Here is a 13,360-nt window from a genome sequence, read left to right on the forward strand (position 1 = left end):
AGTCTTGGCAGAGAGGAAAGCGGCAGATTATAGCTGTGACGCCGCCCGACTGACAGCGGTGAGGGGCGGATGGTCGAAATGAACTGTAAAAACCTGGGGTTCAGCGGTAATTAAGGTAGGAGTTGTTATGATTCCGTCACATTTAGCCGTATTTACCCCTGACTGCCATGCCCAGCTCATCGCCCCAACTCCCCGCAAGCGCCCTGCCCGATAGCTTTTTCGACCGTGACGCACAAACGCTCGCGCGAGATTTGCTCGGAAAAGTCATACGCCATCGCGTCGGAAAAATCTGGCTTTCGGCGCGAATTATTGAAACCGAAGCCTATTACGTGGCCGAAAAAGGCAGTCACGCGTCATTGGGCTACACAGAAAAACGTAAGGCTTTGTTTCTGGACGGCGGCCATATCTACATGTACTACGCCCGTGGCGGCGATTCCCTGAACTTCAGCGCCCATGGACCGGGCAATGCCGTGTTGATCAAATCGGCCTATCCGTGGGTCGATGAATTATCCGGCCCGGCGAGCCTTGCGCAGATGCTGCTGAACAACCCGAATGCCGACGGCAGCCCGCGCGCGTCGCAAAAGCTGTGCGCTGGCCAGACACTATTGTGCAAAGCCTTGGGGCTGAAGGTGCCGATGTGGGACGCCAAGCGCTTCGATCAGGAACTGCTCTACGTTGAAGACGTCGGCCAGACCCCGACCCAGATTATCCAGACCACGCGCCTGGGCATCCCCAGCGGCCGTGATGAACACCTGATGTACCGCTTCGTCGATGCTGGCTACGCGCCTTATTGCACGCGGAACCCGCTGCGCCGCGGTCAGGTCGAAGGCCGCGACTACTTTTTGACTTAACACGACCTGTAGGAGTCCGGCTTGCCGGCGATAGCGATCTCAAGGTCGCCATCGTCGGCAAGCCGGACTCCTACAAGGTGCACGAACCTGGATGGAGGGGATTGTATGGGCCAATGGCTCGATAGCATTACCGGCTGGTTGACCCTGAACCCCGAATGGCTGGCGGTCGCGGTGTTTATCGTCGCGTGCGTGGAGTGCCTGGCCATCGCCGGGTTGATCGTGCCGGGCACGGTGTTGTTGTTTGCCATTGCCGCCCTCGCCGGCAGCGGTGCGTTGTCACTCAGTGAAACCCTGTTGCTGGGTTTCCTCGGCGGTCTACTGGGTGATGCGGTTTCCTACTTCCTGGGCCGACATTTCCATCAGAACATCCGGCGCTTGCCCGGCTTACGTCACCACCCTGAATGGATGAACGGCGCCGAGACCTACTTCCACAAGTACGGCATCGCCAGCCTGTTGGTCGGCCGCTTCATCGGCCCGCTGCGGCCTATGCTGCCGATGGTGGCCGGGATGTGCGACATGCCCTTCCCGCGCTTTGCGATTGTCAGCATCGTCGCGGCCGCAGGCTGGTCGGTGGCGTATCTGCTGCCAGGCTGGGCAACCGGCGCGGCTTTCCGTCTGCCTTTGCCCGAAGGTTTCTGGCCCGAAGCGGCAGTAGTTGCGGGATGCCTTGCGGTATTGATTGGACTGAGCCTGAACAGCAGCTTGCGCGGCCATCGTCGCGCCACCTTATGGATTGGCTGTGCCAGCCTGGTGCTGTTGATTGCGTTGTTTATTGGCTACCACTCGCTGGACAACTTCGACAAAGGCCTCAGCGCCCTGGTGCAGGAACACCGCAGCCCCTGGCTGGACGAGGTGATGGTACGCATCACCCAACTGGGCGAATTCAAGAAGATGTTCTTCGCCAGCGCCGTGTTCACCGGTCTCTTGCTCCTGGCGCGACAATGGCGCCATGCTGTGTTTGTCGGCGCAACGCTGGCCGGGGCTGCGGTGATCAACACGGGGACCAAGCTGTTTTTCGCGCGAGGCCGCCCGGAAATTCTGACGGACCCGTTGACCAGTTTCAGCATGCCCAGTGGCCATGCGTCCGGGGCGTTCGCGTTTTTCCTGGCCCTGGCGATCCTGGCCGGTCGCGGGCAACCCGTGCGGTTGCGCCTGACCTGGATGTTGCTGGGCTGCATTCCCGCCGCGTTCATTGCGCTGTCGCGGGTTTACCTCGGTGCCCATTGGCCCACGGACATCCTGGCTGGCACACTGCTGGCGATGACGGTGTGCGCGTTCAGCCTGGGCGTCAGCCAGTACCGAAGCCCGCTGCCGGCCATGTCGCAAAAAACCTGGTGGCTGTTGCTGCCGGCGCTGGTCGCGGTGCTGAGTTTCATCGCGCTCACCGGTACGCCCCACGCCCTGCTGCGCTACGCCTATTAAGTGAACAGTTCGCCCTGCAACTCGTCGAGCAGCATCTGGATCGCATCCAGGCGCTGCTGCGGGTCATCAAGTTGCAGCAGGTCGATCTTGTCGGCCTCGGTAAAGGGCAGCAGATACGCCAACTGATTGCCCAAGGCTTGCTGCCCGTCGGCGTGGGCGTCCATGTCTAGCGAGGCCACCATCGGGTGCTCGGCCAACGCTTGGAGCAGCGCCAGCAGGTCGGCGTCTTCCTCTTCCAAGGGTTGATCCGGCAGTTCTTCGAGCCATTGCACCTCGGCCACCAGTAACTGATCTTTCTGCACGCCAGCGTCCCGCACGCGGAAGCGGCGCCCGCCCTCGACACGAATCCCCAACAAGCCATTGTCTTGTTGTTTGAAGTCACGGATCAGCGCTTCACAGCCGATCAATGCGTAGTCGCCGGGTGCAGTGCCCACCTCCTGGCCGTCAAGAATGCACACCACGCCGAAGCTTTCGCCCTTTTTCATGCAACGCGCGACCATGTCCAGGTAGCGCGCCTCGAACAGTTGCAGGTCGAGGGTGCAGCCAGGGAACAGCACGGTATTGAGCGGGAACAGCGCCAGACTCATAAAGGTTTCCTTAAACCCGGTTTAAACGATCACCGACACGGCCAACGGCAGGAATACCGCCGTGGCCACGCCCATCAGACTCATCGCCAGCGCTGCAAAGGCGCCGCACTCTTCGCTTTCCTGCAGGGCCACCGAGGTGCCCACCGCGTGGGCCGTCATGCCCAGCGCCATGCCGCGCGCCTCGGGACTGTGCACACCCAGGCGGGACAAATACGCCGGACCGATCATCGCGCCGATCACGCCGGTGATCAGCACAAATACCGCCGCCAGCGCCGCCACCCCGCCAATCTGTTCAGCCACCAGCATGGCGATCGGCGACGTCACCGACTTGGGGGCCATGGTCATCAGCATCATGTGTTCGGCGCCAAACCACCAACCCAGCAGCACACACAGGCCGGTGGCCAACACCCCACCTATCACCAGCGTAGTAAAAATCGGCCAGAACAATTGGCGAATGCGCCGCAGGTTCAGGTAAAGCGGCACCGCCAGGGCCACCGTCGCCGGGCCGAGCAGGATGCCCATGATCTCGGTGCTCTTGCGGTACTCGGCGTAGCTCAGGCCACAGCTGATCAGCACGCCGATCACCAGCAGCATGGACACCAGCACCGGTTGCAGGAAGATCCAGCGGGTTTTCTCAAACCCTGCCAGTACCAGCTGATAAGCGCCGAGGGTGATGCCGATGCCGAACAACGGGTGATGAATCACCGCCGTCCACGCGCCCTGCCAGTCGAAGATCATTGATCCTTCTCCTTGCGCTTGACCATCTGCTGCATCAACACACCGACGAAGCCCATGGCGATCACCAGCGACAGCACCAGCGCGCCAACAATGGCCCAGAAATCCGCGGCAATGTCCTTGGCATACACCATCACCCCCACCGCCGGCGGCACCAGCAGCAACGGCAAGTAACGCAATAGACTGCTGGCGGCCAGGCTCAAGGGCTCGCCGACTTCGCCCTTCCAGATCAGGAAACCCAGCATCAGCAGCAAGCCGATGATCGGCCCCGGCAGCACCGGCAACAGCAAATGATTCATCGCCGTGCCGATCAGTTGAAACAGCACCAGCCAGGTCAGGCCACGTAACAGCATCCGTTCTTCCCCCTCAAGACTCGCCCGCATTATAAGCACGCCCGCCCTATGCACCGGCATTCGCCAAAAGCATGGTGGGTTGACCGAGCCGATTGGCCATGATGATCTACATTGGTTCTCTGTAACCCATAAAAAACCAGACGTTGTACACAGCGTGATGAACCAAGGAGAGACGCAATGCCCTATGTACCCGTAGCGCAGCTCAAAGATTATGTCGGCAAGGAACTGGGACGTTCCGAATGGCTCACCATCGACCAGGCGCGTATCAACCTGTTCGCAGAAGCCACTGGCGATCATCAGTTCATCCACGTCGACCCGGTCAAGGCCGCGCAAACCCCGTTCGGCAGCACCATCGCCCACGGTTTCCTGTCGCTGTCACTGATGCCCAAGCTGATGGAAGACCTGCTGATCGTGCCCGAAGGCCTGAAGATGGCCGTCAATTATGGCCTGGACAGCGTGCGTTTCATCCAGGCGGTCAAGGTCAATTCCAAGGTACGCCTGAACGTGAAGCTCAATGACGTCACCGAGAAAAAGCCCGGCCAATGGCTGCTCAAGGCCACTGCCACCCTGGAAATCGAAGGCCAGGAAAAACCGGCTTACATTGCGGAGTCGTTGTCACTCTACTTTGTGTAACCCCCCGCCCTGTAGGAGCTGGCTTGCCAGCGAAAAACGCACAGCCGCCGCATTCCCTCCGAATGCCTGCGCCATCGTTGAAGAGCATCGCCGGCAAGCCGGCTCCTACGGGTCTGTGGAGAGGCAAAATCCTCACCACAGCGTATGTAAATTTATGTATGAAACTCGCAGCTGCGGCATACTCGGCGCTCAATTATCCGGATCCCGCTATGCGCCCACTCGCTCCCCTCGCCCTTGCCCTGTTGCTCACCGCTTGCGGAGACGGCGAATCGCTGTTGCCGCCCGATGCGCGCCTGCCCGACGGCGGCCGTTACCGGGGCGATGTGGTCGATGGCTTGCTGCAAGGCCAGGGCCGCGTGGACTATCCCAACGGCAGTTGGTACGCCGGCCAGTTCGACAAAGGCCAGTGGCACGGCAAGGGCGAGTGGCATGGCAGCAACGGCGAAGTCTATAAAGGCCAGTTCAAGCAGGGCCTGTTCGACGGCCAGGGCAGCCTGACCACGGCGGGCAGCCACTATGTGGGCGGTTTCAAGAATGGTCGACGCAACGGTGAAGGCACCCTTAAAGAGGGGCAAATGACCTACCGCGGCGAGTTCAAGGACGACCAGTATTCCGGCCTCGGTCGCCTGGAACTGGCCGACGGTAGCCAATATCAGGGCCAATTCGCCCACGGCAAGCCGAATGGCGAAGGCCAGCGCAACGACGACAGCGGCAACCAGTTCAGCGGTCATTTCGTTGATGGCCAGTTGGAAGGTAATGGCACGTTCAACAGTGCCGACGGCGACATCTATGTCGGCCAGTTCAAACAAAACCAACTGAACGGCAAAGGCCGCTACGAGAACGCCGACGGCGACGTGTGGATCGGCCAGTTCAAGGAAGGCGCGCTCACCGGCAAGGGCGAATTGATCGGCGTCGACGGCAGCCACTATGTCGGCCAGTTCAGCGATTGGCGTTTCACGGGTGAAGGCCGCCTGAACCTCACCGACGGCAGCTTCTATATCGGCGGTTTCGACAGCGACAGCTATCAAGGTAAAGGCACCCTGGTCCTCACCGACGGCACCGTACAGGCCGGCACCTGGGTCAACGGCATGCGCGTGCGTGACGCCGACGGCAAACTGCTGCCCGACCCGCTGGAGATCGGCGTGCTCGCCCAGGGCCGCTTGCTCGACGCCGCCCTCGCCGCCGTGCCCACCTCCACTCCGGCCGTGGAGTTGTACACCCTGGCCGTGGCCGGCGACGGCAAGCAGAGCGTGTTCCTGCGCGAAGCCGATTATGTCAGCAACATGCTCGCCACCCGCTTTGGCGCACGCGGACAGATTCGCCTGGTCAACCACCGCGACCACATTGCCGACCGCCCCCTGGCCACTCGCGAAAGCCTGCGCCGCGCCGCGCAGACCCTGGCCGACCGCACCGGGCCGGAAGACCTGGTGTTTATCTACATGACCAGCCACGGCACCCACGAACACGAGCTGGTGCTGGACCAACCGCGCATGGAGCTGGCCGACCTGCCCGCCGATGAGTTGGCCGCCGTGCTGGCGCCGCTCAAGAACCGGGACAAGATCGTGGTGATTTCCGCCTGCTACTCCGGTGGTTTCATCCCGGCCTTGAAGGATGATCGTACCTTGATCATGACCGCGTCCCGTGCCGATCGCGTGTCCTTCGGTTGCTCCGAGGAAGCTGACTTCACCTACTTTGGCGACGCCCTCTTCGCCCAAGCCTTCAACCAGACCGACGACTTGCAGCAAGCCTTCAAGCTGGCGCAACTGCATGTGGCCGAACGCGAACAGGCGGACAACTTCGAAGCCTCCGAACCGCAAATCTGGGCTCCCAAGGGCGTGATCGCCCACTGGCAATTATTACGCAAACAGCAGGCACGAAAGGCGCTCGAAAGCGTCTCAATGAATAGCAAGGAAGCCAAAGGCAACTAAGCTGTAATGTGTAACGAGGGGGAAACACCATGTACCTGACACCGCAGCATATCTTGCTCGCTGGCGCCTCTGGCCTCACCGGCGAACACCTGCTCGACCGCCTGCTCAACGAACCTACCGTGACCCGGGTGCTCGCGCCCAGCCGCAAGCCACTGGCCGAACACCCGCACCTGGAAAACCCGGTGGGCGACCCGGCAGTGTTCCTGCCGCAACTGAGCGGCCAGGTGGATATCGCCTTCTGCTGCCTGGGCACTACCCTCAAACAGGCGGGTTCCGAAGCGGCTTTTCGCGCCGTCGACCTGGACATGGTCGTGGCCTTCGCCAAACGCGCGCGGGAAATGGGCGCACGCCACCTGATCGTGATCAGCGCGATTGGCGCCGACCCGAAATCCTCGATCTTCTACAACCGTGTCAAAGGGGAAATGGAAGAGGCGTTGAAAGCCCAGGACTGGCCACAACTGACCATCGTGCGGCCATCGTTGCTGTTGGGGGAACGGCTGGAACCGCGCTTGGCCGAACAACTGGCCGGGCCGTTGTCGAAGCTGATTCCCGGCAAATACCGTGGCATCGAAGTGTGCGAACTGGCCCGGGCCATGTGGCGCCTGGCGCTGGAAGAGCAGGATGGGGTGCGGGTGGTGGAGTCGGATGAGTTGCGCAAGCTAGGTAAATAATAGGTTTCAAATACCTGTAGGAGCGAGCTTGCTCGCGAAGAACGCCCAGGCGCCGAGTTCTTCCAGGACACCCGCGCTTTCCTTAACGATCTTCGCGAGCAAGCTCGCTCCTACAAACCGCCTGTGGCGTTGAAGCCAACGCCCAACACCGTCAACACCGACAGCGGCAACAACAACGTATCGAGCAACGCACTCGCCGGCAGATCCACACCGGGATAAGCCGGCGCCTCGGCACCAAATCGGTCCTTGGCGCAGCAACCGCCATTCATTGCATACAAATCCAACCGCGTGCCGGCATACACCACCGGCGCGCCAGGTTGCGCCGCGTCCAACGTGCGCGCCGTGGCGCAGCCCGTCAGTTGCAGCGCCAGCACGATCAGCAGCGCCTTATTCATCGCTGCTCAAATGGTGCTCGCCCCAACGCGGCAGCATGTCCTGGGGAATGTTCAGCAGGTTGAGAATGCGCGCCACCACAAAATCCACCAGGTCATCGATGGTCTGCGGCTGGTGATAGAAACCCGGCGAGGCCGGCAAAATCGTCACGCCCATGTTCGACAGCTTGAGCATGTGCTCCAGGTGAATGCTCGAATACGGCGCTTCACGGGGCACCAGGATCAACTGGCGGCGCTCCTTCAAGGTCACGTCCGCTGCGCGCTCGATCAGGTTGTTGCAGGCACCCGTGGCAATCGCCGACAGGGTTCCGGTGGAACACGGCACTACCACCATCGCTGCCGGCGCACCCGAACCAGACGCCACGGGCGACATCCAGTCCTCTTTGCCATACACCTTGATCTGCCCCGCCGCCGCACCGGTGTATTCGGTGAGGAAGGCCTGCATCGTCTGTACCTTGGGCGGCAGCGCCACGTCGGTCTCGGTGGCCATCACCAGTTGCGCGGCCTTGGAGATCAGGAAGTGCACCTCACGGTCTTCACGCACCAGACAATCCAGCAGGCGCAAACCATAAGGCGCACCGGAGGCGCCGGTCATCGCCAGCGTGACGCGTTCCGGGCCACTCATTTCAGCGCCTCGGCCAGTTTGCCGTGCAGGCCACCAAAACCGCCGTTGCTCATGACCACCACGTGGGTGCCCGGCTTGGCCTGATGCTTGACGTGTTCAATGATGCCTTCGATGGAGTCGCAGACGATGGACGGCACAGTGCACAGGGCAGCAATCGCCGGCAGGTCCCAACCGAGGTTGGCCGGCGCGTACCAGACCACTTGGTCGGCATCGTTGACGCTTTCCGGCAGGCCATCGCGGTGGGCACCGAGCTTCATGGAGTTGGAGCGCGGCTCGACAATCGCGATGATCGGCGCATTACCGACCCGTTTGCGCAGGCCATCCAACGTAGTAGCAATGGCCGTGGGGTGGTGGGCAAAGTCGTCATAAATGGTAATCCCATTCACATCAGCGACTTTTTCCATGCGGCGCTTCACGCTTTTGAAAGCGCTCAACGCTGCAATGCCCATGGACGGCACCACGCCTACATGTCGCGCAGCTGCGAGGGTGACCAAGGCGTTGGCGACGTTGTGCTGGCCGGTCATGTCCCATTCGACGATGCCTTGGGCTTGGCCTTCGAACAGCACTTCAAATCTGGAACCGTCTTCGCTGAGCAGCTTGACCTGCCACTGCCCGCCCGCGCCAGTGGTTTGCACCGGGGTCCAGCAGCCCATCTCGATCACACGCTGCAAGGCGGGTTCGGTGGTCGGGTGGATCACCAAGCCTTCGCTTGGAATGGTGCGCACCAAATGGTGGAACTGACGCTCGATGGCCGGCAGATCGGGGAAGATGTCGGCGTGATCGAATTCCAGGTTGTTCAGGATCGCCGTGCGCGGGCGGTAGTGAACGAACTTGGAACGCTTGTCGAAGAAGGCGCTGTCGTATTCATCCGCCTCGATCACAAAGAACGGCGTATCGCCCAGGCGCGCCGACACCGAGAAGTTCTGCGGTACACCGCCGATCAGGAAGCCCGGGCTCATGCCCGCATGTTCCAGCACCCAGGCCAGCATGCTGCTGGTGGTGGTCTTGCCATGAGTGCCCGCAACCGCGAGTACCCAGCGGCCTTGCAGCACATGGTCGGCCAGCCACTGCGGGCCGGACACATAAGGCAAACCTTTATTGAGTACGTATTCGACCGCCGGGTTGCCACGCGACATAGCGTTGCCGATCACCACCAGGTCCGGGACCGGATCGAATTGCGATGGGTCGTAGCCTTGGGTCAGCTCGATGCCCTGGGCCTCGAGTTGCGTGCTCATGGGCGGATAGACATTGGCGTCGGAGCCTGTCACGTGATGGCCCAGCTCTTTGGCCAGTACTGCCATCGAGCCCATGAACGTGCCGCAAATACCGAGAATATGAATGTGCATAGTCGACCTCGTAAAACATCGAGGCAGGTTAGCGCAGGGGGGCGAAAATCGCACCCTTTAGCTGAGGGCGTGACGTGCGATGCCGTGCCTGCGCAGCTTTCTATACAGTGTGTTGCGGCTGACGCCCAGTTGCTCTGCCGTGTGCGTCATGTGCCAACGCTGTTGCTGTAAAGCAGTGAGCAATGCAAGGCGCTCGGCGTCTTCCAACGGCGATTCCATCGATTTGGCCTGCGTGACCGACACGGGTCGGGCCTGACGAATCTGCGCGGGCAAATCCTCCAGGCCGACACGCCCACCCTCACACAGCGCCACCAGGGTGCGCAGTACCGTGCGCAACTGCCGGACGTTACCCGGCCAGGCAAACGCCAACAACGCCCCACGCGCCGACGGGTCGAGGGCGACCGACTCACCATTGGCCTCCTGGGCCAGCAGGAAATCCAATAGCTGGGACTTATCGCTACGCTCGCGCAAAGGCGGCAAGCCGACTTCCAGGCCATTGAGCCGGTAATACAAATCTTCGCGGAAGCTGCCGTCCTGCACACGCTCCAGCAAATTCCGGTGGGTGGCGCTGATAATTCGTACGTTCACCGCCTGGGGCTCACCGCCGAGCGGGACCACCAGCCGATCCTCCAGCACCCTTAACAGCCGGGTTTGCAACGCCAGGGGCATGTCGCCGATTTCATCGAGGAACAGGGTGCCGCCGTCGGCTTGCTGCAACTTGCCTTGCATGCCCTCTTTGCGCGCGCCGGTAAAGCTGCCGCCGCGATAGCCGAACAGCTCGCTCTCGATCAGGCTTTCCGGGATGGCGGCGCAATTGAGTGCGACGAACGCCTTGTCGGCACGTTGGCTGGCCAGGTGCACCGCCTTGGCGAAGGCTTCTTTGCCGGAACCGGTTTCGCCGTTGATCAACAACGGGACATCGCGTTCGAACACCCGCAGCGCCTTGCGAAAATCTTGTTGCAGCGTCGGATCGCCCAGGCAAATGCCGGGCAACGGCGCAGGCGCAGGCTTGATGAAAGGCGCCGGTACGCTGCGCACTTGCCCGCGCAATGCGGCAAACAGTTGTCGACCATCGCGGGTGCGCAATGGCCAACTGGCCGTGGCATTGGCGCTGGCGCGGCCGAGCAATTGATCCAGGGAACAGTCGAAAAACCCCTCCACAGGCTGTCCCAGCAAACCGCCCCGCAACTGCCCAAGCAGGTTCAGGGCACTTTGGTTCACTGCGCAAATTCGCCCTTCGCCATCGAACGCCAATAGCCCTTCACTGAACAGCCCCACCGACTCGGCCTGCAGGTGAAAACGCAACAGCCAATGGTTTTCGAAATGGCGCAGGAAGTAACAACTCTCGATCATCTTTGCCGACAGGTTCACCAGCGCCATGGTGTGGAACTGGCTCTGGCGCGACACCGCCTCCCGCGCCGAGGACACATCCAACACCGCCAGCAGATCCCCATGAGGGTCGAACACCGGGCTCGCCGAGCAGGTCAGCCCGGTATGCCGGCCACGGAAGTGTTCGTCACGATGAATGGTCAGGGATTGGCGCTCCACCAGGCAGGTGCCGATGCCATTGGTACCTTCGCAGGCCTCGCTCCAATCCGCACCCAGCCACAACCCGGCGCGCTCGAAAATCTTGCGCTCGGACGGCGCGGTAACACAGTTGAGGATCACCCCGCGCGCATCCGTGAGCAACACCGCATGGCCGGCGCCCGAGAGCTGTTGATGCAGGCTGTTCATCTCGCTGCCGGCGATGTGCAGCACTTGCTGCAGACGCTCGCGGCTTTCCAGCAAGCGACCATGTTCAAGCACAGTGGGTGCAATGGTTTGCGCAGGGTCGAGGTGGTAGTCCTCCAGGCAACGCAGCCAGGAGCGGGCGATGGATGGATCGCTGGATGGGTCGCGGCCATGCGCCACGGTGAGGACTTGCTGGGCATGGCGACTGAAATGATCGTTGTGCATTTCTTATTATTCTCCCTGCGTGAGAACTGCCAGCATCCCCCAGCCATCCAGCCAATGCAATCCCAGGGCGACCCACCGGTCACAGGCTGTACCGTTTGCGGCACAAACTGTCACATCGCCTGTATCGCGCCTGCCACAGCAACGCCTTGCTACAAAGCCTAACCCGTTGATTTACCTGGCGGGCGAAGCGGTGGCCCAACCTTTGCTCTACGCTTTGTAAGCGCAGCAGCGCTGCACTCCGAATAAACATAAAAGCCAGGAGATACCCACCATGCGTTACGCACACCCCGGTACTGAAGGCGCCATCGTTTCGTTCAAGGCCAAGTACGGCAACTACATCGGTGGCGAGTTCGTTGCGCCGGTCGATGGCAACTATTTCACCAACACCTCGCCGGTCAATGGCAAGGCAATCGCCGAATTCCCGCGCTCCACCGCCAAAGACATCGACAAGGCCCTGGATGCCGCTCATGCCGCCGCCGACGCCTGGGGCAAGACCTCGGCCCAGGACCGCGCGCTGGTCCTGCTGAAAATCGCCGACCGCATCGAACAGAACCTCGAACTGCTGGCCATCACCGAAACCTGGGACAACGGCAAGGCCGTGCGTGAAACCCTCAACGCCGACATCCCACTGGCCGCCGACCACTTCCGCTACTTCGCCGGCTGCATCCGCGCCCAGGAAGGCACCAGCGCCGAAATCAACGAACACACCGCGTCCTACCACTTCCATGAACCGCTGGGCGTGGTCGGCCAGATCATCCCGTGGAACTTCCCGATCCTGATGGCCGCGTGGAAACTCGCGCCGGCCCTGGCCGCCGGTAACTGCGTGGTGCTCAAGCCCGCCGAGCAAACCCCGCTGGGCATCACCGTGCTGCTGGAGGTGATCGGAGACCTGTTGCCACCTGGCGTGTTGAACGTGGTTCAAGGCTTCGGCAAAGAAGCCGGCGAAGCCCTCGCCACCAGCAAGCGCATTGCCAAGATTGCCTTCACCGGCTCGACGCCCGTCGGCTCGCACATCATGCATGCGGCGGCCGAGAACATCATTCCGTCCACCGTGGAACTGGGCGGCAAGTCGCCGAACATCTTCTTCGCCGACATCATGAAAGCCGAGCCATCCTTTATCGAGAAAGCCGCTGAAGGCTTGGTGCTGGCGTTCTTCAACCAGGGTGAAGTGTGCACCTGCCCTTCCCGTGCGCTGGTGGAAGAATCGATCTACGACGACTTCATGAAAGTCGTGATGAAGAAAATCGAGTCGATCAAACGCGGCGACCCGCTGGACACCGACACCATGGTCGGCGCCCAGGCGTCCGAGCAGCAGTTCGACAAGATCCTGTCCTACCTGGAAATCGCCAAAGGCGAAGGCGCGCAACTGCTGACCGGCGGCAAGGTCGAGAAGCTCACCGGCGACATGGCCGGCGGCTATTACATCCAGCCGACCCTGCTCAAGGGCACCAACGAAATGCGCGTATTCCAGGAAGAAATCTTCGGCCCGGTGGTGAGCATCACCACCTTCAAGGACGAAGCCGAAGCCCTGGCAATTGCCAACGACACCGAGTTCGGCCTGGGCGCCGGCGTGTGGACCCGCGACATCAACCGCGCCTACCGCATGGGCCGCGCGATCAAGGCGGGCCGCGTGTGGACCAACTGCTATCACCTGTACCCGGCGCATGCCGCGTTTGGTGGTTACAAGAAGTCCGGCGTGGGCCGTGAGACGCACAAGATGATGTTGGATCACTACCAGCAGACCAAGAACTTGCTGGTGAGTTACGACATTAATCCACTCGGGTTCTTCTGACCCTCTCGTGGGCACCGGTCCACCGGTGCCCACGCCTGTTCGCGCTCAACCAAAACAATAAGAACGGAC

The 13,360-nt window shown here is 61.4% G+C and carries 13 protein-coding genes; 6 read left to right on the top strand and 7 right to left on the bottom strand.

From position 1 onward, the window contains the following. The first annotated feature begins 167 nt into the window (after positions 1–167). Positions 168–851 (top strand): DNA-3-methyladenine glycosylase, encoded by a 684-nt coding sequence (locus tag RB216_RS25800; RefSeq protein WP_028618077.1) that lies wholly within the window; start codon positions 168–170, stop codon positions 849–851. Between the two features lie 105 nt (positions 852–956). Continuing rightward, positions 957–2,273, top strand: coding sequence for a bifunctional DedA family/phosphatase PAP2 family protein (locus RB216_RS25805; RefSeq protein WP_028618078.1), 1,317 nt, complete (start codon positions 957–959; stop codon positions 2,271–2,273). Here RB216_RS25805 and RB216_RS25810 read toward each other — a convergent pair. The 3 genes from RB216_RS25810 to RB216_RS25820 are packed head-to-tail and all read right to left on the bottom strand — an operon-like array spanning position 2,270 to position 3,948. After that, positions 2,270–2,860 carry an LON peptidase substrate-binding domain-containing protein gene (locus RB216_RS25810; protein WP_122683561.1) on the bottom strand — a complete coding sequence of 197 codons (591 nt, stop codon included), beginning with the start codon at positions 2,858–2,860 and terminating at the stop codon, positions 2,270–2,272. The two genes, RB216_RS25805 and RB216_RS25810, sit on opposite strands and share 4 nt — an antisense overlap. A gap of 21 nt (positions 2,861–2,881) precedes the next feature. Then, complete coding sequence (locus RB216_RS25815; RefSeq protein ID WP_068937069.1) at positions 2,882–3,598, bottom strand: LrgB family protein; 717 nt, start codon at positions 3,596–3,598, stop codon at positions 2,882–2,884. Further along, on the bottom strand, positions 3,595–3,948 hold the full coding sequence (locus RB216_RS25820) for a CidA/LrgA family protein (RefSeq protein ID WP_308908041.1): 354 nt from the start codon (positions 3,946–3,948) through the stop codon (positions 3,595–3,597). Before RB216_RS25820 ends, RB216_RS25815 begins: the two co-directional genes overlap by 4 nt. Before the next feature lie 177 nt (positions 3,949–4,125). Between RB216_RS25820 and RB216_RS25825 the strand changes: the two genes are divergently transcribed. The 3 genes from RB216_RS25825 to RB216_RS25835 all read left to right on the top strand — a co-directional run bounded on the left by RB216_RS25825 (position 4,126) and on the right by RB216_RS25835 (position 7,180). Beyond that, a complete protein-coding gene (locus RB216_RS25825; protein WP_028618082.1) occupies positions 4,126–4,581 on the top strand; it encodes a MaoC family dehydratase in 456 nt (151 codons plus the stop codon). Positions 4,582–4,790: 209 nt separating this feature from the next. After that, a complete protein-coding gene (locus RB216_RS25830) occupies positions 4,791–6,509 on the top strand; it encodes a C13 family peptidase (protein ID WP_308908042.1) in 1,719 nt (572 codons plus the stop codon). 29 nt (positions 6,510–6,538) lie between these two features. Further along, complete coding sequence (locus RB216_RS25835; RefSeq protein WP_068937066.1) at positions 6,539–7,180, top strand: oxidoreductase; 642 nt, start codon at positions 6,539–6,541, stop codon at positions 7,178–7,180. A gap of 110 nt (positions 7,181–7,290) precedes the next feature. Here RB216_RS25835 and RB216_RS25840 read toward each other — a convergent pair whose 3' ends face one another. The 4 genes from RB216_RS25840 to RB216_RS25855 are packed head-to-tail and all read right to left on the bottom strand — an operon-like array spanning position 7,291 to position 11,499. Further along, on the bottom strand, positions 7,291–7,575 hold the full coding sequence (locus tag RB216_RS25840; RefSeq protein ID WP_028618085.1) for a YceK/YidQ family lipoprotein: 285 nt from the start codon (positions 7,573–7,575) through the stop codon (positions 7,291–7,293). Next, positions 7,568–8,197, bottom strand: coding sequence for a flavin prenyltransferase UbiX (gene ubiX, locus RB216_RS25845; protein WP_028618086.1), 630 nt, complete (start codon positions 8,195–8,197; stop codon positions 7,568–7,570). The genes RB216_RS25840 and ubiX overlap by 8 nt, the downstream gene beginning before the upstream one ends. Next, positions 8,194–9,543 (bottom strand): UDP-N-acetylmuramate:L-alanyl-gamma-D-glutamyl-meso-diaminopimelate ligase, encoded by a 1,350-nt coding sequence (gene mpl, locus RB216_RS25850; protein WP_122683554.1) that lies wholly within the window; start codon positions 9,541–9,543, stop codon positions 8,194–8,196. The genes ubiX and mpl overlap by 4 nt, the downstream gene beginning before the upstream one ends. 57 nt (positions 9,544–9,600) lie before the next feature. After that, complete coding sequence (locus RB216_RS25855; RefSeq protein WP_028618088.1) at positions 9,601–11,499, bottom strand: sigma-54-dependent Fis family transcriptional regulator; 1,899 nt, start codon at positions 11,497–11,499, stop codon at positions 9,601–9,603. 271 nt (positions 11,500–11,770) lie between these two features. Here RB216_RS25855 and exaC point away from each other — a divergent pair, with 271 nt between their 5' ends. Further along, positions 11,771–13,291, top strand: coding sequence for an acetaldehyde dehydrogenase ExaC (gene exaC / locus RB216_RS25860; RefSeq protein ID WP_028618089.1), 1,521 nt, complete (start codon positions 11,771–11,773; stop codon positions 13,289–13,291). The last annotated feature ends 69 nt before the right edge of the window (positions 13,292–13,360 follow it).

Source organism: Pseudomonas canadensis (assembly GCF_030980095.1).
Classification (GTDB): Bacteria; Pseudomonadota; Gammaproteobacteria; order Pseudomonadales; family Pseudomonadaceae; genus Aquipseudomonas; species Aquipseudomonas canadensis.

Bases quoted from the DNA above. Each gene is read 5' to 3' on its own strand.
- RB216_RS25810 (WP_122683561.1), bottom strand. From the start codon at position 2,860: ATGAGTCTGGCGCTGTTCCCGCTCAATACCGTGCTGTTCCCTGGCTGC.
- RB216_RS25830 (WP_308908042.1), top strand. From the start codon at position 4,791: ATGCGCCCACTCGCTCCCCTCGCCCTTGCCCTGTTGCTCACCGCTTGC.
- RB216_RS25815 (WP_068937069.1), bottom strand. From the start codon at position 3,598: ATGATCTTCGACTGGCAGGGCGCGTGGACGGCGGTGATTCATCACCCG.
- mpl (WP_122683554.1), bottom strand. From the start codon at position 9,543: ATGCACATTCATATTCTCGGTATTTGCGGCACGTTCATGGGCTCGATG.
- RB216_RS25840 (WP_028618085.1), bottom strand. From the start codon at position 7,575: ATGAATAAGGCGCTGCTGATCGTGCTGGCGCTGCAACTGACGGGCTGC.
- RB216_RS25855 (WP_028618088.1), bottom strand. From the start codon at position 11,499: ATGCACAACGATCATTTCAGTCGCCATGCCCAGCAAGTCCTCACCGTG.
- RB216_RS25825 (WP_028618082.1), top strand. From the start codon at position 4,126: ATGCCCTATGTACCCGTAGCGCAGCTCAAAGATTATGTCGGCAAGGAA.
- exaC (WP_028618089.1), top strand. From the start codon at position 11,771: ATGCGTTACGCACACCCCGGTACTGAAGGCGCCATCGTTTCGTTCAAG.
- ubiX (WP_028618086.1), bottom strand. From the start codon at position 8,197: ATGAGTGGCCCGGAACGCGTCACGCTGGCGATGACCGGCGCCTCCGGT.
- RB216_RS25820 (WP_308908041.1), bottom strand. From the start codon at position 3,948: ATGCTGTTACGTGGCCTGACCTGGCTGGTGCTGTTTCAACTGATCGGC.
- RB216_RS25805 (WP_028618078.1), top strand. From the start codon at position 957: ATGGGCCAATGGCTCGATAGCATTACCGGCTGGTTGACCCTGAACCCC.
- RB216_RS25835 (WP_068937066.1), top strand. From the start codon at position 6,539: ATGTACCTGACACCGCAGCATATCTTGCTCGCTGGCGCCTCTGGCCTC.
- RB216_RS25800 (WP_028618077.1), top strand. From the start codon at position 168: ATGCCCAGCTCATCGCCCCAACTCCCCGCAAGCGCCCTGCCCGATAGC.